The organism is Pseudomonas vancouverensis (genome assembly GCF_004348895.1).
In the GTDB taxonomy this organism is placed as follows: domain Bacteria; phylum Pseudomonadota; class Gammaproteobacteria; order Pseudomonadales; family Pseudomonadaceae; genus Aquipseudomonas; species Aquipseudomonas vancouverensis.
In genome coordinates, this window is the sequence record NZ_RRZK01000029.1 from 212,224 (window position 1) to 228,569 (window position 16,346).

General features: G+C 60.4%; 17 protein-coding genes. 6 read left to right on the plus strand and 11 right to left on the minus strand.

All coding sequences use genetic code 11. The annotated features are described in order from the left end of the window. Nucleotides 1-55: 55 nt before the first annotated feature. Both cysD and cysN read left to right on the plus strand, forming a co-directional pair. Entirely contained in the window at nucleotides 56-973 is a 918-nt protein-coding gene (cysD, locus tag EIY72_RS21495; protein ID WP_093226702.1) for a sulfate adenylyltransferase subunit CysD, read from the plus strand. A 9-nt stretch (nucleotides 974-982) separates the two neighbouring features. Further along, nucleotides 983-2,881: a sulfate adenylyltransferase subunit CysN gene (gene cysN, locus EIY72_RS21500; protein WP_093226701.1), complete on the plus strand. Its 1,899-nt coding sequence runs from the start codon at nucleotides 983-985 to the stop codon at nucleotides 2,879-2,881. 187 nt (nucleotides 2,882-3,068) lie between these two features. Here the strand turns inward: cysN and EIY72_RS21505 are convergent, their stop codons facing one another. From EIY72_RS21505 to EIY72_RS21515, 3 genes are read right to left on the minus strand one after another with little or no spacing between them, the layout of a single operon-like run. Further along, entirely contained in the window at nucleotides 3,069-3,974 is a 906-nt protein-coding gene (locus EIY72_RS21505; RefSeq protein ID WP_093226700.1) for an acyltransferase, read from the minus strand. Continuing rightward, the gene (pta, locus tag EIY72_RS21510) at nucleotides 3,975-6,074 is read right to left on the minus strand and encodes a phosphate acetyltransferase (RefSeq protein WP_093226699.1); all 2,100 of its coding nucleotides are present in this window, start codon (nucleotides 6,072-6,074) and stop codon (nucleotides 3,975-3,977) included. It abuts the gene before it with no gap. 60 nt (nucleotides 6,075-6,134) lie between these two features. Beyond that, a complete protein-coding gene (locus tag EIY72_RS21515) occupies nucleotides 6,135-6,461 on the minus strand; it encodes a DUF3565 domain-containing protein (RefSeq protein WP_093230729.1) in 327 nt (108 codons plus the stop codon). Here EIY72_RS21515 and EIY72_RS21520 point away from each other — a divergent pair. From EIY72_RS21520 to EIY72_RS21530, 3 genes are all read left to right on the plus strand, one after another. Further along, nucleotides 6,430-6,915: an FKBP-type peptidyl-prolyl cis-trans isomerase gene (locus tag EIY72_RS21520; protein ID WP_007942189.1), complete on the plus strand. Its 486-nt coding sequence runs from the start codon at nucleotides 6,430-6,432 to the stop codon at nucleotides 6,913-6,915. The two genes, EIY72_RS21515 and EIY72_RS21520, sit on opposite strands and share 32 nt — an antisense overlap. Before the next feature lie 122 nt (nucleotides 6,916-7,037). Then, nucleotides 7,038-7,520 carry a glutathione peroxidase gene (locus EIY72_RS21525; protein WP_093226698.1) on the plus strand — a complete coding sequence of 161 codons (483 nt, stop codon included), beginning with the start codon at nucleotides 7,038-7,040 and terminating at the stop codon, nucleotides 7,518-7,520. Between the two features lie 194 nt (nucleotides 7,521-7,714). Next, the gene (locus EIY72_RS21530; protein ID WP_093226697.1) at nucleotides 7,715-8,818 is read left to right on the plus strand and encodes an NADH:flavin oxidoreductase; all 1,104 of its coding nucleotides are present in this window, start codon (nucleotides 7,715-7,717) and stop codon (nucleotides 8,816-8,818) included. Nucleotides 8,819-8,937: 119 nt separating this feature from the next. On the opposite strand, the gene EIY72_RS21535 is transcribed toward EIY72_RS21530, so the two are convergent. Together EIY72_RS21535 and cysZ are read right to left on the minus strand one after the other, a co-directional pair. Then, nucleotides 8,938-10,137 carry a glycosyltransferase family 4 protein gene (locus EIY72_RS21535; RefSeq protein ID WP_093226696.1) on the minus strand — a complete coding sequence of 400 codons (1,200 nt, stop codon included), beginning with the start codon at nucleotides 10,135-10,137 and terminating at the stop codon, nucleotides 8,938-8,940. A 36-nt stretch (nucleotides 10,138-10,173) separates the two neighbouring features. Further along, nucleotides 10,174-10,926: a sulfate transporter CysZ gene (gene cysZ / locus EIY72_RS21540; protein ID WP_093226695.1), complete on the minus strand. Its 753-nt coding sequence runs from the start codon at nucleotides 10,924-10,926 to the stop codon at nucleotides 10,174-10,176. A 314-nt stretch (nucleotides 10,927-11,240) separates the two neighbouring features. Here cysZ and trxB point away from each other — a divergent pair, with 314 nt between their 5' ends. Continuing rightward, on the plus strand, nucleotides 11,241-12,197 hold the full coding sequence (gene trxB / locus EIY72_RS21550) for a thioredoxin-disulfide reductase (protein ID WP_033042914.1): 957 nt from the start codon (nucleotides 11,241-11,243) through the stop codon (nucleotides 12,195-12,197). A 180-nt stretch (nucleotides 12,198-12,377) separates the two neighbouring features. Here trxB and EIY72_RS21555 read toward each other — a convergent pair whose 3' ends face one another. The 6 genes from EIY72_RS21555 to folM all read right to left on the minus strand — a co-directional run bounded on the left by EIY72_RS21555 (nucleotide 12,378) and on the right by folM (nucleotide 16,282). Next, on the minus strand, nucleotides 12,378-13,628 hold the full coding sequence (locus tag EIY72_RS21555) for a 2-aminoadipate transaminase (protein WP_093226694.1): 1,251 nt from the start codon (nucleotides 13,626-13,628) through the stop codon (nucleotides 12,378-12,380). 248 nt (nucleotides 13,629-13,876) lie between these two features. After that, nucleotides 13,877-14,215 carry a HopJ type III effector protein gene (locus EIY72_RS21560; protein ID WP_093226693.1) on the minus strand — a complete coding sequence of 113 codons (339 nt, stop codon included), beginning with the start codon at nucleotides 14,213-14,215 and terminating at the stop codon, nucleotides 13,877-13,879. After that, nucleotides 14,212-14,505 (minus strand): DUF1244 domain-containing protein, encoded by a 294-nt coding sequence (locus tag EIY72_RS21565; protein WP_093226692.1) that lies wholly within the window; start codon nucleotides 14,503-14,505, stop codon nucleotides 14,212-14,214. The genes EIY72_RS21560 and EIY72_RS21565 overlap by 4 nt, the downstream gene beginning before the upstream one ends. Before the next feature lie 96 nt (nucleotides 14,506-14,601). After that, nucleotides 14,602-14,973 (minus strand): dihydroneopterin triphosphate 2'-epimerase, encoded by a 372-nt coding sequence (gene folX, locus EIY72_RS21570; RefSeq protein ID WP_007970304.1) that lies wholly within the window; start codon nucleotides 14,971-14,973, stop codon nucleotides 14,602-14,604. Nucleotides 14,974-14,975: 2 nt separating this feature from the next. After that, nucleotides 14,976-15,551, minus strand: a complete 576-nt coding sequence (gene folE / locus EIY72_RS21575; RefSeq protein ID WP_093226691.1) for a GTP cyclohydrolase I FolE — start codon at nucleotides 15,549-15,551, stop codon at nucleotides 14,976-14,978. 20 nt (nucleotides 15,552-15,571) lie between these two features. Then, the gene (gene folM, locus EIY72_RS21580) at nucleotides 15,572-16,282 is read right to left on the minus strand and encodes a dihydromonapterin reductase (RefSeq protein ID WP_093226690.1); all 711 of its coding nucleotides are present in this window, start codon (nucleotides 16,280-16,282) and stop codon (nucleotides 15,572-15,574) included. Between the last annotated feature and the right edge of the window lie 64 nt (nucleotides 16,283-16,346).

A 16,346-nucleotide genomic window follows, 5' to 3' on the forward strand; every position in this document is an offset into this window, starting at 1 on the left:
TCCTCGCTCGAACACGGCCCGCTGGCCGTTCATAAGAAAGATTTCGTGAGTAGCCATGGTCGACAAACTGACGCATCTGAAACAGCTGGAGGCGGAAAGCATCCACATCATCCGCGAGGTGGCCGCCGAGTTCGACAACCCGGTGATGCTGTACTCCATCGGTAAAGACTCCGCCGTGATGCTGCACTTGGCACGCAAGGCCTTCTTCCCCGGCAAGCTGCCGTTTCCGGTGATGCACGTCGACACTCGCTGGAAATTCCAGGAGATGTACGCCTTCCGCGACAAGATGGTTGCGGACCTGGGTCTGGACCTGATCACCCACATCAACCCCGATGGCGTGGCGCAGAACATCAACCCGTTCACCCACGGCAGCGCCAAGCACACCGACATCATGAAGACCGAGGGCCTCAAGCAGGCACTCGACAAGCATGGTTTCGACGCCGCGTTCGGCGGTGCCCGTCGCGATGAAGAGAAGTCCCGCGCCAAGGAGCGCGTGTACTCGTTCCGTGACAGCAAGCACCGCTGGGACCCGAAAAACCAGCGTCCCGAGCTGTGGAACGTCTACAACGGCAAGGTCAACAAGGGCGAATCCATTCGCGTGTTCCCGCTGTCGAACTGGACCGAGCTGGACATCTGGCAGTACATCTATCTGGAAGGCATCCCGATTGTCCCGCTGTACTTCGCCGCCGAGCGTGAAGTCATCGAGAAGAACGGCACCCTGATCATGATCGACGACGAGCGCATCCTCGAGCACCTGAGCGATGAAGACAAAGCCCGCATCGTCAAAAAGAAAGTGCGTTTCCGTACCCTTGGCTGCTACCCGTTGACGGGCGCGGTGGAGTCCGAGGCCGAAAGCCTCACGGACATCATTCAGGAAATGCTCCTGACGCGAACTTCCGAGCGCCAGGGCCGTGTCATCGACCACGATGGCGCAGGCTCGATGGAAGACAAGAAACGTCAAGGTTATTTCTAAGGGGCTGTCATGTCGCATCAATCTGATTTGATCAGCGAGGACATCCTCGCCTACCTGGGCCAGCACGAACGTAAAGAGCTGCTGCGCTTTCTGACCTGCGGTAACGTCGACGACGGCAAGAGCACCCTGATCGGGCGCTTGCTGCACGACTCCAAGATGATCTACGAAGATCACCTGGAAGCCATTACCCGCGACTCGAAAAAAGTCGGCACCACCGGCGAAGACATCGACCTGGCATTGCTGGTCGACGGCCTGCAGGCCGAGCGTGAGCAAGGCATCACCATCGATGTTGCGTATCGCTACTTCTCTACCGCCAAGCGCAAATTCATCATCGCCGACACCCCCGGCCATGAGCAGTACACCCGCAACATGGCCACCGGTGCTTCCACCTGTGACCTGGCGATCATCCTGGTCGACGCCCGTTACGGCGTGCAGACCCAGACCCGTCGCCACAGCTTCATCGCCTCGTTGCTGGGCATCAAGCACATCGTTGTGGCCATCAACAAGATGGACCTCAAGGGCTTCGACCAGGGCGTGTTCGAGTCGATCAAGGCCGACTACCTGCAGTTCGCCGAAGGCTTGAAGATGAAGCCGACCAGCATGCACTTCGTGCCGATGTCCGCCCTCAAAGGCGACAACGTGGTGAACAAGTCCGAGCGTTCGCCGTGGTACACCGGCCAGTCGCTGATGGAAATTCTCGAGACCGTGGAAGTGGCAGGCGACCGCAACTTCACCGACCTGCGTTTCCCGGTGCAGTACGTCAACCGTCCGAACCTGAACTTCCGTGGTTTCGCCGGTACCCTGGCCAGCGGCATTGTCAAGAAAGGCGACGAAGTCGTGGTCCTGCCATCGGGCAAGAGCAGCCGCGTGAAATCCATCGTCACCTTCGAAGGTGAGCTGGAACATGCAGGTCCTGGTCAGGCCGTCACGCTGACCATGGAAGACGAAATCGACATCTCCCGTGGTGACCTGTTGGTGCATGCCGACAACGTGCCGCCGGTGACCGACAGCTTCGAAGCGATGCTGGTGTGGATGGCTGAAGAGCCGATGCTGCCGGGCAAGAAATACGACATCAAACGCGCCACCAGTTACGTGCCGGGCTCGATCGCCAGCATCGTCAACAAGGTCGACGTCAACACCCTGGAAGAAGGCCCGGCCAGTGCGTTGCAGCTGAACGAAATCGGCAAGGTCAAGATTGCGCTCGACGCGCCGATTGCCCTCGACGGTTACGACAGCAATCGCACCACCGGCGCGTTCATCATCATCGACCGCTTGACCAACGGCACCGTTGGCGCGGGCATGATCGTCGCCCAGCCGCTGGCTCATGGCAGCGCTACGCACCACGGCAAACTGGCGCATGTGGCCACCGAAGAGCGTGCACTGCGTTTCGGCCAGCAACCGGCCACCGTGCTGTTCAGCGGCCTGTCCGGCGCCGGCAAGAGCACTCTGGCCTATGCCGTTGAACGCAAACTGTTCGACATGGGCCGTGCAGTGTTCGTCCTCGACGGCCAGAACCTGCGTCACGACCTGAACAAAGGTCTGCCACAGGATCGCGCCGGACGTACCGAGAACTGGCGTCGTGCCGCCCACGTTGCCCGTCAGTTCAACGAAGCCGGCCTGTTGACCCTGGCAGCGTTCGTTGCGCCGAGTGCCGAAGGGCGTGAGCAGGCCAAGGACCTGATCGGCAAGGAGCGCCTGCTGACGGTCTATGTCCAGGCTTCGCCAGCAGTTTGCGCCGAGCGTGATCCCCAAGGCTTGTACGCGGCAGCGGGGGATAACATCCCGGGCGAATCCTTCCCGTACGACGTACCGCTGGATGCCGATCTGGTGATCGACACCCAGTCCGTGTCGCTGGAAGAAGGCGTCAAGCAAGTGCTGGATCTGTTGCGCAAGCGCGGCGCGATCTAGTCAAGAAGCAGCGGCAAGCTTCTAGCTTCAAGCTGCAAGAAAAAGCCCGTCGATGAGTGATCATCGGCGGGTTTTTTTTGTGACCTTGAAATCGCCATCGCGAGCAAGCTCGCTCCCACAGTGGATCTTCGGTGACCACTGAACCTGTGGGAGCGAGCTTGCTCGCGATGAGGCAGGTTCAGTCACCTCAGAATTTTGCGGGATACTCCCGATGCATCTGCGCAAGCAACGCATCCTTGTCCTGCCACAACTGATTGATCCAGCCCTGGAACTGCAAGCGGTATTCGCCGTCTTGGTCGTAGTTTTTGCCAATGAATTGCGGCGGTATCTTCAGCTCTTCAAAGTGCACGACCACGTCTTTCACGTTACCGCACAAGAGATCCCAGAAGCCCGGGCGTCCGGCCGGGTAGTGGATGGTCACGTTGACGATCGATTCAAGTTGCTCACCCATCGCATCCAGCACAAAGGCAATGCCGCCGGCCTTGGGCTTGAGCAGGTACTTGAACGGTGATTGCTGCTGCTTGTGCTTGCCTTCGGTGAAGCGCGTGCCTTCGACGAAGTTGAAAATCCCCACCGGATTGTTGCGAAACTTCGCGCAGGTCTTGCGGGTGGTTTCCAGGTCCTTGCCTTTCTTTTCCGGGTGCTTTTCCAGATAGGCCTTGGAGTAGCGCTTCATGAACGGAAAGCCCAGCGCCCACCAGGCCAGGCCGATCACCGGGACCCAGATCAGCTCCTGCTTGAGGAAGAATTTCAACGGCTGGATACGCCGGTTGAGCACGTATTGCAGCACCAGGATGTCGACCCAGCTCTGGTGGTTGCTGGTAATCAGGTACGAGTGCTGATAGTCGAGCCCTTGCAGGCCGCTGATGTGCCAGCGGGTGCGGCGCACCAGGTTCATCCAGCCTTTGTTGTTGCTGATCCAGGCTTCGTGGGTATGGCTCATCAGCCATCCGGCAATACGTTGGGTCAGGGCGAACGGCAAGGCCTTGACCAGCGCCACGCAGAACAGGAACGAGCAGAGCAAGATCGTGTTCAGGGCCAACAGCAGCGAAGCGATCACGCCGCGCAGCGGTGCAGGTAGAAAATCCAGCATTTAAATATCCATAGGTCGGTTGGCAGCCTGAATCGCAGTCAAGGCAATGGTGTACACGATGTCGTCGACTTGCGCGCCCCGCGGCAAATCGTTCACGGGTTTGCGCAGGCCTTGCAGCATCGGTCCGAGACTGACGCAGTCGGCGCTGCGCTGTACGGCTTTGTGGGTGGTGTTGCCGGTGTTGAGGTCGGGGAACACGAACACCGTCGCACGTCCGGCGACCTGGCTGTTCGGCGCCAGTTGCCGGGCCACCTCTGCGTTCGCGGCGGCGTCGTATTGCAACGGCCCGTCGATCAGCAGCGAATGCTGTTGCTCGTGAGCGAGCAGGGTGGCTTCGCGGACCTTCTCGACTTCTTCGCCGCTGGCCGAATCGCCGCTGGAGTAACTGATCATCGCCACCCGTGGGGTGATGCCGAACGCAGCAGCCGAATCGGCGCTTTGCAAGGCAATTTCGGCCAGTTCGCTGGCGCTCGGGTGCGGATTCATCACGCAGTCGCCGTAGACCAGCACTTCTTCCGGGAACAGCATGAAGAACACCGACGACACCAGGCTGCAGCCCGGCGCCGTCTTGATCAGTTGCAGGGCCGGACGGATGGTGTTGGCGGTGGTGTTGATCACCCCGGACACCAGGCCATCGACTTCATCCAGTGCGAGCATCATGGTGCCGATGACCACGGTGTCTTCCAACTGTTGTTCAGCCATCGGCGCATTGAGGCTTTTGCTTTTGCGCAGCGCGACCATGGGTTCGACATAGCGCTCGCGGATCGAGTCCGGGTCGAGGATTTCCAGCCCCGGTGGCAGCTCGATGCCTTGGGCACGGGCCACGGCCTGGACATCTTCGGGCTTGGCCAGCAACACGCAACGGGCAATGCCACGCGCCTGACAGATCGCGGCGGCCTGCACGGTGAACGGCTCGCTGCCTTCTGGCAGGACAATGCGTTTGTTCGCCGCCTGGGCGCGCTGGATCAACTGGAAGCGGAACACTGCGGGCGACAGGCGCATTTCCCTCGGCGTGCCGCAACGTTGGTGCAGCCAGCGGGCATCGAGGTGGCTGGCGATGAAGTCGGTGATGATTTCCGCGCGCTCGCGGTCATCGATCGGGATTTCCTTGTTCAAGCCGTTGAGCAGGTTGGCGGTGTCGTAGGAGCCGGTGCTCACCGACAGAACCGGCAAGCCGGCCTGCAGGGCACCGCGACACAGGTCCATGATGCGCGGGTCGGGCAGGGTGTCGCTGGTCAGCAGCAGACCGGCCAGCGGCACGCCGTTCAGGGCAGCAAGGCTGACGGCAAGAATGATGTCGTCGCGATCCCCCGGCGTCACCACCAACACGCCGGGCTTGAGCAACTCCACGGTGTTGCGCATGGTGCGCGCGCAAATGATGATCTTGGTCATGCGCCGGGTTTCGTAGTCACCGGCATTGAGCACCTGGGCGCCCATCAGGTCGGCAACGTCGCGGGTGCGCGGCGCGTTCAGCTCCGGTTGAAAGGGTATGCAGCCGAGCAAACGGAAGTCACCACTGCGCAGCAACGGCGAGTGTTCCTTCAGGCGCGCGGCAAAGGCGTCCATGCTTTCCTCGGTCTTGACCTTGTTGAGGATCACACCGAGGACTTTCGGGTCTTTCGGACCGCCAAACAATTGCGCCTGCAACTCGACACGGCCGGAGAGTTCGGTGAGCACTTCGTTTTCCGGCGCCGACACCAGGATCACCTCGGCATCGAGGCTCTTGGCCAGATGCAGGTTCACGCGCGCGGCGTAACTGGCGCTGCGGGTTGGCACCATGCCTTCGACGATCAACACGTCCTTGCCCACGGCGGCCTGCTGATACAGGGTAATGATTTCTTCGAGCAACTCGTCCAGCTGACCGTCGCCGAGCATGCGCTCGACATGGGCCAGGCCCAGCGGTTGCGGCGGTTTCAGGCCGTGGGTGCGGGCGACCAGTTCGGTCGAACGTTCAGGTCCGGTGTCACCCGGGTGCGGTTGCGCAATCGGTTTGAAAAAGCCGACCTTGAGTCCGGCACGCTCAAGGGTGCGTACCAGCCCGAGGCTGATGGAGGTCAGGCCCACACCAAAATCGGTGGGTGCGATAAAAAAAGTTTGCATGCGAATTCTCTAAAGGAGCATGGCAAAGGTGGTGACCGGTAACGGGTCGCCAACCGAATCTCAGTCGCCAAGGTTATCGTTAACCGAGCCTTGTGCGCACCAACCGCAGGCAAAGGGCTGGCCTATTTTTTCCTGGCGCTGCGCGGGGTCCATGACCCAGGCCCTGGACTGCCATGGCGGCTGGTGGCGCAGGTGCTGTGTATGGCCACAGGAAAGCTCGACCACCCAGTGTCCGTCCTCGTCCTGATGGAAGCCGGTGATGGTCGAATCCCGTCTGTCCGGGTTGTGTTCGCTTTCGGACGATTGCTTCGCTAAACTTGGCCTTTCAATATTCTTATGCAAAAGGTCTCGCCCCATGCTGATCGCCGCCAATAAGGCTGTCTCCATCGACTATACCCTGACCAACGACGCTGGTGAGGTCATCGACAGCTCCGCCGGCGGCGCGCCGCTGGTCTACCTGCAAGGCGCAGGCAACATCATCCCGGGCCTGGAAAAAGCCCTGGAAGGCAAGGCAGTCGGCGACGAGCTGACCGTGGCCGTTGAGCCAGAAGACGCCTACGGCGAATACGCTGCCGAACTGGTCAGCACCCTGAGCCGCAGCATGTTCGAAGGCGTTGACGAGCTGGAAGTGGGCATGCAGTTCCACGCTTCCGCGCCGGACGGCCAGATGCAGATCGTGACCATCCGTGACCTGGACGGCGACGACGTCACCGTTGACGGCAACCACCCGCTGGCTGGTCAGCGCCTGAATTTCCAGGTCAAGATCGTTGCCATCCGTGATGCCAGCCAGGAAGAAATCGCTCATGGTCACGTCCATGGCGAAGGTGGCCATCACCACTGATTTCTGCGCTAAGCTCAGAATACTGGAGAGGCGCCCTGTGGGCGCCTTTTTAGTCTGCGGCTGCCCCTGAAGACGCTGCCAACTGGGTATTTCGAAAAGAACACGGGAATCTGGAGTACGTCATGAGTGCTTTTCACGACCTTAAATTGACAGCCCTGGATGGACAGGAGCTACCTCTGGCGCCTTTCAAAGGCCAAGTCGTGCTGGTGGTCAACGTCGCCTCCAAATGCGGCTTGACCCCGCAATACGCGGCGCTGGAAAACCTCTACCAGCAATTCAAAGGCAAGGGTTTCAGTGTGCTGGGCCTGCCGTGCAATCAGTTCGCCGGGCAGGAACCGGGAAGCGAGAAGGAAATTCAGGAGTTCTGCAGCCTGAACTATGGCGTGACCTTTCCGCTGTCCAGCAAGCTGGAAGTCAACGGCCATGACCGTCACCAGCTCTACCGTCTGCTGGCAGGCGAGGGCGCGGAGTTTCCCGGTGACATCACCTGGAATTTCGAAAAATTCCTGCTGGGCAAGGACGGCCGGGTACTGGCGCGGTTCTCCCCACGTACGGCACCGGATGATCCGACCATCGTCCATGCGATTGAAAAAGCCCTGAGCTGATCCCCCTCTCCCTGTAGGAGCGAGCTTGCTCGCGATGGTTGCAGGAACACCGCTGGGCATCAGACCGCCAGCGTTATCGTTGACCACCATCGCGAGCAAGCTCGCTCCTACATCACCAAAATCAATAATGCTGTTCAAGCAGCGGATCTCTCCATATTATCACCGTCATAAAGTTAACTCCCGTGGAGCGTCCCATGCCCGTTAAAGCCCTGTTCAAACCGTTCCACCTCGGCAGCCTTGAACTGCCGACCCGCGTCGTCATGGCGCCAATGACCCGCTCTTTTTCGCCAGGAGGCGTGCCTAACTCCAAGGTGATCGAGTACTACCGTCGCCGCGCCGCTGCCGGCGTAGGCTTGATCATCACCGAAGGCACCACGGTCGGTCACAAGGCGTCCAACGGCTATCCGAACGTGCCGCAATTCTTTGGCGAAGCGGCACTCGCCGGCTGGAAGAAAGTCGTCGACGCTGTGCATGCCGAGGGCGGCAAGATCGTTCCGCAGTTGTGGCATGTCGGCAGTGTGCGTCGCATCGGTACCGAGCCGGATGCCAGCGTGCCGGGTTATGGTCCTTCGGAAAAATTGAAGGACGGCCAGGTCGTGGTGCACGGCATGAGCAAACAGGATATTCAGGACGTCATCGCCGCGTTCGCCCAGGCCGCCAAGGATGCCCAGAGCATCGGCATGGACGGCGTGGAAATCCACGGCGCCCACGGTTATCTGATCGATCAGTTCTTCTGGGAAGGCAGCAACCAGCGCAGCGACGAGTACGGCGGCAGCCTGGCCAATCGTTCGCGCTTCGCCATCGAGCTGATCCAGGCCGTGCGTGCCGCGGTCGGTGAAGGTTTCCCGATCATCTTCCGCTTCTCCCAGTGGAAGCAGCAGGACTACACCGCGCGTCTGGTGCAAACCCCGGAGGCCCTGGGCGAATTCCTCAAGCCATTGTCCGAGGCCGGCGTGGACATTTTCCATTGCTCGACCCGACGCTTCTGGGAGCCGGAGTTCGACGGTTCCGACTTGAACCTGGCAGGCTGGACCCGCCAACTCACCGGCAAACCGACCATCACCGTCGGCAGCGTGGGCCTGGATGGCGAGTTCCTGCAGTTCATGGTCAACACTGACAAGATCGCGCAACCGGCCAGCCTGGAGAAGCTGCTTGAGCGTCTGAACAAGGAAGAGTTCGATCTGGTCGCTGTGGGCCGCGCGTTGCTGGTGGACCCGGACTGGGCGCAGAAAGTGCGTGACGGCCGCGAGCAGGACATTCTTCCGTTCAGCCGTGAGGCGTTGATGACGTTGGTTTAATCGGCGTTTGCACTGACGCTATCGTCGGAACGCCGCCCGGACCAAGCCCGTTCCCACAGGTTTTGAGTATTCTGTAAAAACTGTGGGAGCGAGCTTGCTCGCGATAGGACGACAAGGATTCAGGGAACAGAAGGCGCATTCAGCACCGCCATCTCCCCCGCGCACGCCCCGCGCAACTGCCCCTCGAACTGCTCGATGATCGTCGCCCAACCCTGGCGACTGGCATGTTGGCGCGCATTGAGACGTACATTGCGCAGGGTCTCGCGCTCCTCCAGCAACCATGCCGCGGCATCGCAGAACGCACCTTCATCCCCCGGCATCGCCAACACGCCGTTGTAGCCATGGCGAATATGTTGCGCCGCCGCCGCCTGATCGTAAGCCACCACGCCCAAACCGGACGCCAAGGCCTCAAGCACAACGTTGCCGAAGGTTTCAGTGAGACTGGGAAACAGGAACACATCCCCCGAGGCATAGTGGCACGCCAGGGCCTCGCCACGCTGGGTGCCGCAGAAAACGGCATCGGGCATTTCCCTTTCCAGTTCCTGGCGCTGTGGGCCGTCACCAACCACGATCAGCTTCAATCGGCGCTGTGGATAACTTGCCTTGAGCGCTTCGAAGGTGCGCTTGAGCAGGCCGAGGTTCTTTTCCGGCGCCAGGCGTCCTACGTGAATGACCGCGATGTCCTCTTCGGCCAGGCCCCATTGTTCACGCAGGGCGTGCAAGCGTTTGGCCGGGTGAAACAACTGACTGTCGACCCCTCGAGAGAGCAGGGCCAGGCGCTCGAAATGCCGCCTTTCCAATTCCAGCCGCTGGCTGACGCTGGGCACCAGGGTCATGGTCGAGCGATTGTGAAACCAGCGCAGATAGTGGGTCAGTAGCCGAGTCAGCAAACCCAGCCCGTATTGATTGGAATACTGCTGGAAATTGGTATGGAAGCCGCTGACCACGGAAATGCCCAGGCGCCGTGCGGCACGCAAGGCCGACAACCCCAGCGGGCCTTCGGTGGCAATGTACAACACGTCCGGGCGATGCCGTTGCCAGCGTCGTAACAGCTTGTGCATCGACGACTGACCCCACTGCAAGCCGGGATAACCGGGCAGTGGCCAGCCCCGGCACAACATCAGCTCGTCATCACTGCCCAGTTGCTGGTCGCAGCCCTGGCGCGGTCGCACCAGTTCGACCTGATGGCCGCGCGCGCGCAAACCGTCGCACAAGCGACCAAGGGTATTGGCCACGCCGTTGATTTCCGGTGGGAAGGTTTCGGTGATCAGGGTGATATGCAGAGCTGTCGTCATGGCACCAGTGTCGACGGGTGCCATGTCGCCAATGTGACGTCAGGATGATGGATTTGTGAATCAGCGTTGGGTCACCAGGTTTTCCGCGCCACGTTCGCGCACCCAGAACAGCGTCGCCCCGGCCACGGCGGCCGGCATCATCAGGATGTTCACCACCGGAATCAGCAGCGCCAGATAGACAATGCCGCCGAAGCTCATGCTCTGCCAGCGTTTCTCGCGCAGCCAGGCGAGCATTTCGTTCCAGCCCAGCTTGTGGTTGTCCGCCGGGTAGTCGATGTACTGGATCGCCATCATCCACACACCGAACAGCAGCCACAGCGGTGCGGCAATGATGTTCACCACCGGAATGAACGAGAGGATGAACAGACCGATCGCCCGTGGCAGGAAGTAGCCGAGTTTGCGCATTTCCCGGGCCAGGGTGCGGGGAATCATGGCAATCAGTTCGCCCCAGCTGAACGCCGGGAAGTCGTCGGTGCCGCGCACCACCACTTCAACTTTTTCAGCGAGAAACCCGTTGAAGGGCGCGGCGATGACGTTGGCGAGCATCGTGAAGGTGAAAAACACCATCAACGCCACCAGCACGACAAAAATCGGCCAGAGGATGTAACTGAGAAAACCGAGCCAGTCCGGCAGCGTCGGCATCAGCGTATCGACCCACAGGCTGAATTGATGGCCAGCCAGGTAGATCAATCCGACGAACAGCACGAGGTTGATCATCAGCGGCAGCAACACAAACAAACGCAGGCCAGGACTCAGCACCAGCTTGAGACCTTCGCGCAGGTATTGTGGGCCGGACAGGACAGGGGCGGGCATAACGGGCTCCGAGCAAAGGGAAAACGCGCCGACCTTACCGGCTTTGCCGAGTGGGCGAAAGCGCGGCAGCGGTATCGACATTCACTGTAACAAAGACGCCTTCAGAGACATTCAGATGGCATAGAGACCACCTATGAGCTGGATTGTTAAACGGTATTTCCTTAATCTTCGCCCCCTCGATACGCTTCACCCATCTTTTTACAGGACGGTGGAGTTCAAGCCTTCCCCAAGTGCTTTCAACCGTTCTTTTTTATTCCCGCCGGTGATCCGGCGTTCCGTGCCAGGTGTTCCGGGCCGGTCAACAGGAGCAGGTCATGTCTGAAGTCCGTCATTCGCGAGTGATTATTCTCGGTTCCGGCCCTGCCGGTTACAGCGCTGCGGTCTACGCCGCCCGTGCCAACCTCAAGCCACTGCTGATCACCGGCATGCAGGCTGGCGGTCAACTGACCACCACCACTGAAGTCGATAACTGGCCGGGCGACGTGCACGGCCTGACCGGCCCGGCACTGATGGAGCGGATGCGCGAGCACGCCGAGCGTTTCGAAACCGAGATCGTTTTCGATCACATCAATGCCGTGGACTTCGCCGCCAAGCCGTACACCCTGACCGGCGACAGCGCGACCTACACCTGCGACGCCCTGATCATCGCCACCGGCGCCAGCGCCCGTTACCTGGGCCTGCCGTCGGAAGAAGCGTTCATGGGCAAAGGCGTTTCGGCCTGCGCGACCTGCGACGGTTTCTTCTACCGCAACAAGCCGGTTGCCGTCGTCGGTGGCGGTAACACCGCTGTTGAAGAGGCGCTGTACCTGGCCAACATCGCCAGCACCGTGACCCTGATCCACCGTCGCGAAACCTTCCGCGCCGAGAAGATCCTGATCGACAAGCTCAACGCACGGGTTGCCGAAGGCAAGATCATCCTCAAGCTCAACGCCACCCTGGACGAAGTTCTGGGCGACAACATGGGCGTGACCGGTGCTCGCCTGAAGAACAACGACGGCAGCTTCGACGAAGTGAAAGTCGACGGCGTGTTCATTGCCATCGGCCACACCCCGAACACCTCGCTGTTCGAAGGCCAGTTGACCTTGAAAGACGGTTACCTGGTTGTTCACGGCGGCCGAGACGGCAATGCCACCGCGACCAATCTGGAAGGCATCTTCGCCGCCGGTGACGTGGCTGACCACGTATACCGCCAGGCCATCACCTCCGCCGGTGCCGGTTGCATGGCGGCCCTGGACGCCGAGCGTTACCTGGACAATCTGCAGAACGCTTGATTCTGTAGTGATAAAAAAACCGGCTTCGGCCGGTTTTTTTGTGCGTTCGCGAAATGTACCAGTCCCTGTAGGAGCGAGCCTGCTCGCGATGGTCTTCAACGATAACTCGGGAAGCCTGACACCCTGCGCCGTTCTCAGGTTTTTCGCGAGCAGGCTCGCTCCTACAGGTGGTGCTGTGGCTCAGGTCAGTTTTTGCAGGCAGGCTTCGAAAATATCGAGCCCTTCATCAAGCACCACCGCCTCGGTCGTCAACGGTGCCAGCAACCGGATGATGTGCCGCGATTTTCCGCTTGGCATCAGCAGCAAACCCGCCTCCCGCGCCAAGGCCAGCAGTTGCGTCAATTGCGCCGCAGCCGGTGTGCCATCGGCGTTGGCCAGCTCGATTCCGCGCATCGCACCCACGCCGGTCAGGCGCCCGAGGTACGGCGACACCTTGCGCTCTCGCCAGGATTGATAGCGGCTGACAATCGCTTCCTCCTGCCGCGGACCCCAGGCTTGAAGGTTAGCGTCGGTCATCTCATCCAGGGTCGCCAGGGCGGCGGCGCACGCAATCGGATTGCCCGAGTAAGTGCCGCCAAGTCCGCCCTTGGGCAAATTGTCGAGCAATGACTTTCGCCCGACCACCGCACCCAGGGGCACGCCGCCGGCGATGCTTTTCGCCAGCAGAATCAGGTCCGGTTCGATACCCAGACGGGAAAACGCGAAGCGCTGACCGGTACGACCGAAGCCGGACTGGATTTCGTCGGCGATCAGCAGGATGCCATGCTCGTCACAAAAGGCGCGTAAATGCTGGGCGAACGCCGCGTCCATGGCCAGAAAACCGCCTTCACCCTGCACCGGTTCGACAATGAAACAAGCGACTTCGTTAACGTCGATCTCGACACTGAACAGACGCTCCATCGCCTTCAGCGCTTCGGCGCAGGTCACGTCGTTGTCTTGGCTTGGGAAGGGCAGGTGGTAAACCGGGCCCGGCAACACGCCGACCTTCTGTTTGTAAGGGGCGACTTTGCCGTTGAGGTTGAGGGTGGCCAGCGTACGGCCGTGGAAGCCGCCATCGAAGGCGATCACGGCGGTACGTCCGGTGGCGCCACGGGCGATTTTCAGCGCGTTTTCCGCCGCTTCCGCGCCACTGTTGGTGAGCATGCCGCTGACCGGGTAACTCACCGGGATAAACGCGCAGAGACGATCCATGAGTTCGAGGTAGGGCGTGTGCGGCGCCGCATTGAAAGCGTAATGGGTCAAGCGGGTGGCTTGATCACGAATGGCTTCGACGATACGCGGATGGCAATGGCCGAGATTGAGCACGCCGATCCCGCCGACGAAGTCGATGTAGCGTTTGCCATCGGTGTCCCAGACCTCGGCGTTTTTGCCGTGGCTGAGCGTAACGGGGTGAACGATGTTGATCGACTGGCTGATGGTTTCGCTGTGCATGAAGGGCCGGCTCGGAAGAAGGAGGACTTCTTTTTATCTAAGCCGTGAGCAGTACTGAGCGGCAAACGAAATAAAGTCGTCGGGTCAATCTTAAAAGTCGGGATGTGCCCTGAGCTCGACCATTCATGGGCTGGGGAGAGAATTTTGTGGCGAGGGAGCTTGCTCCCGCTGGACGGTGTAGCCGTCCCTTTTTTTGGGGCCGCTTCGCTGCCAGCGGGAGCAAGCTCCCTCGCCACAGATTCTTTAAGTTATCGGCGGGTCAGGGGTTGCTGAGTGAATTTCACACCAGCCAGACCCTGGGTAATCAACGCACGGATGTTGGCGTGATCGCTACCCTCAGGGGTGGCAAGTACCGAACGATAATGCTCACCGAAGGCCAGCAGAGCCTCTTCGTCGCTCAGGCCTTCCAGCAGCGCCAGGCCCAGGGTCTTGCACGAGCCTTCGTTCTGCCCGGCAGCGTTTTCCACGCCACCGTTGTTGAAGGCCTGTGGCTGATAGTCGTAGCCGGCGGCGATGAAGGCCAGGGTGTCGGCGAATGCATGCTCGCCGCTCTTGAGGCTGGCGCGCAGGGTGTTCAAATCACTCATTGGGTTTTTCCTTTGGCGAACGCCGCCTGTTGTTCGGCGCTGGCTTCTTGCTGAAATTGGGCTTTCCATTCGGCGTACGGCATGCCGTAAACCACTTCACGTGCCTCATCGAGGCTGACGTCGATCTGGCGCTCGTCTGCCGCCGCCTTGTACCACTTGGACAGGCAGTTACGGCAGAAACCCGAGAGGTTCATCAGGTCGATGTTCTGCACATCCTTGCGGCTGTCCAGATGGGCCACCAGTCGGCGAAAGGCGGCGGCTTCGAGTTCCAGGCGTTGTTGATCGGTCATGGCGGTCTCTGCGAGACAGCTTCAAGCGGCACGCTTCAAGCTGCAAGATGGATTGCGGTAGGTCGAAGTTTACAGCTTGCCGCTTGAAGCTTGTAGCTACCGACTCGCTGCAAGCGTGATCGACACCGATTCGGCAAAGCGCAGGGCGTGGGGCTTGTCGACCTCGACCTCGGCGTACAACACCGACGCATTGGCCATCACCAGGTCGAGAATTTCCTGGGTCAGGCGCTCGAGCAGGGCGAAGCGGTTGCCTTCGACGTGGGCGATGATCGCCTTGGTGATGGTGCGGTAGTTCAGCGCGTGATCGATGTCGTTGTCACGCACCGCTTCCTGGGCCGCGTAGAGGATGGTGAGGTTGATCAGCACATCCTGCTTGTTGAGGATTTCATCCTCGTTGATGCCGATGAAGGTGCGCAGGCACAGGTCCTTGACCCGGATGCGTGCCATGCCTGGTTGAAGTTGTGGCATTACTACTTGCTCCGTCCAATCAATTGCAGGAACTCCTGGCGGGTGTTGCTCGACTCGCGAAAGGCGCCGAGCATCACCGAGGTGTTCATGGTTGAGTTCTGTTTCTCGACGCCGCGCATCATCATGCACATGTGCTGCGCTTCGATGACTACCGCGACCCCGGCCGCGCCGGTGACCTGTTGCACGGCCTCGGCGATCTGGCGGGTGAGGTTTTCCTGGATTTGCAGGCGGCGGGCGAACATGTCCACCAGCCGCGCAATCTTCGACAGGCCCAGCACCTTGCCTGTCGGAATATAAGCCACATGGGCCTTGCCGATGAAGGGCAGCAGATGATGTTCGCAGAGCGAATACAACTCGATGTTGTCGACGATCACCATTTCATCGTTGTCAGAGGCGAACAGCGCGCCATTGACGATCTCCTCGACGCTCTGCGCATATCCATGGCAAAGGTACTGCATGGCCTTGGCCGCACGTTTCGGGGTGTCGAGCAGGCCTTCGCGCTCGGGGTCTTCACCGACACCGATGAGAATTTCGCGGTAGCTCTCGGACAGGGCTTGCTGGGGCAGGGTCAAGGTCATGAAACATCCTCGCGGGACACTTATTTGATGTGCCTTCCGCCGTTGACGGTCAGGGTAGTGCCGGTGACATAAGGGTTGTCGAGCAGATAGCGCAGGCTTTGATAGATCACTTCGCTGCCAGGTTCTATGCCCAGGGCGGATTTGGCCAGGGCCTTGGCGCGGTACGCCGCGTCGTCGTCAGGGTTGAACAGTAGCAGGGCCGGGGCGATCCCGTTGACCTTGATGGCCGGTGCGTAGCGGGCGGCAAAGGACAGGGTCAGGCTGTCGAGCCCGGCTTTGCTGGCGCAATAGCCGATGTGCTTGCTGCTGCCCTTGCGCGTTACGTCATCGCTGATATGCACAATGTCGGCGGGGCTTGAGCGTTGCAGCAAATCGGCGCAGTGCAGGTTGATCAGGTACGGCGCCAGCATGTGCACGTTGAACATGCGGGTGAACGCCGCTGCGTCGGTGTCCGGGGTTTCGGCCAGCCACTCGGAGGCGTTGTGAACAATCGCCCGCAGGCTGCCGGTGTGGGTCTTGAGTTCGCTGATAAAGGCCATGATGGCCGATTCGCTGGCGAAGTCTGCCTGTATCGCGATCGCCCCACGATCACGCAGGACTTGCACGCTTGGACGCTCGCTGCGGTAGCTGAAAATCACGCGATGACCCTCCTCGAGCAATCGCTGCGCGCAGTGCAGGCCGACACGCTGGCCGGCGCCGGTGATGAGGATGGGTGCTGCGCAAGAGGTCATGGAAGGCTCGCATCGCGGTAAGAGCAAAACTATACCAGCGACGAAGGCGGTCCACCTACGGGTG

Excerpts from the sequence above, each read along its gene's own strand:
- cysD (WP_093226702.1), top strand. The coding sequence starts at position 56 with ATGGTCGACAAACTGACGCATCTGAAACAGCTGGAGGCGGAAAGCATC.
- cysN (WP_093226701.1), top strand. The coding sequence starts at position 983 with ATGTCGCATCAATCTGATTTGATCAGCGAGGACATCCTCGCCTACCTG.
- EIY72_RS21505 (WP_093226700.1), bottom strand. The coding sequence starts at position 3,974 with ATGCTGGATTTTCTACCTGCACCGCTGCGCGGCGTGATCGCTTCGCTG.
- pta (WP_093226699.1), bottom strand. The coding sequence starts at position 6,074 with ATGCAAACTTTTTTTATCGCACCCACCGATTTTGGTGTGGGCCTGACC.
- EIY72_RS21520 (WP_007942189.1), top strand. The coding sequence starts at position 6,430 with ATGCTGATCGCCGCCAATAAGGCTGTCTCCATCGACTATACCCTGACC.
- EIY72_RS21515 (WP_093230729.1), bottom strand. The coding sequence starts at position 6,461 with ATGGAGACAGCCTTATTGGCGGCGATCAGCATGGGGCGAGACCTTTTG.
- EIY72_RS21525 (WP_093226698.1), top strand. The coding sequence starts at position 7,038 with ATGAGTGCTTTTCACGACCTTAAATTGACAGCCCTGGATGGACAGGAG.
- EIY72_RS21530 (WP_093226697.1), top strand. The coding sequence starts at position 7,715 with ATGCCCGTTAAAGCCCTGTTCAAACCGTTCCACCTCGGCAGCCTTGAA.
- EIY72_RS21535 (WP_093226696.1), bottom strand. The coding sequence starts at position 10,137 with ATGGCACCCGTCGACACTGGTGCCATGACGACAGCTCTGCATATCACC.
- cysZ (WP_093226695.1), bottom strand. The coding sequence starts at position 10,926 with ATGCCCGCCCCTGTCCTGTCCGGCCCACAATACCTGCGCGAAGGTCTC.
- trxB (WP_033042914.1), top strand. The coding sequence starts at position 11,241 with ATGTCTGAAGTCCGTCATTCGCGAGTGATTATTCTCGGTTCCGGCCCT.
- EIY72_RS21555 (WP_093226694.1), bottom strand. The coding sequence starts at position 13,628 with ATGCACAGCGAAACCATCAGCCAGTCGATCAACATCGTTCACCCCGTT.
- EIY72_RS21560 (WP_093226693.1), bottom strand. The coding sequence starts at position 14,215 with ATGAGTGATTTGAACACCCTGCGCGCCAGCCTCAAGAGCGGCGAGCAT.
- EIY72_RS21565 (WP_093226692.1), bottom strand. The coding sequence starts at position 14,505 with ATGACCGATCAACAACGCCTGGAACTCGAAGCCGCCGCCTTTCGCCGA.
- folX (WP_007970304.1), bottom strand. The coding sequence starts at position 14,973 with ATGCCACAACTTCAACCAGGCATGGCACGCATCCGGGTCAAGGACCTG.
- folE (WP_093226691.1), bottom strand. The coding sequence starts at position 15,551 with ATGACCTTGACCCTGCCCCAGCAAGCCCTGTCCGAGAGCTACCGCGAA.
- folM (WP_093226690.1), bottom strand. The coding sequence starts at position 16,282 with ATGACCTCTTGCGCAGCACCCATCCTCATCACCGGCGCCGGCCAGCGT.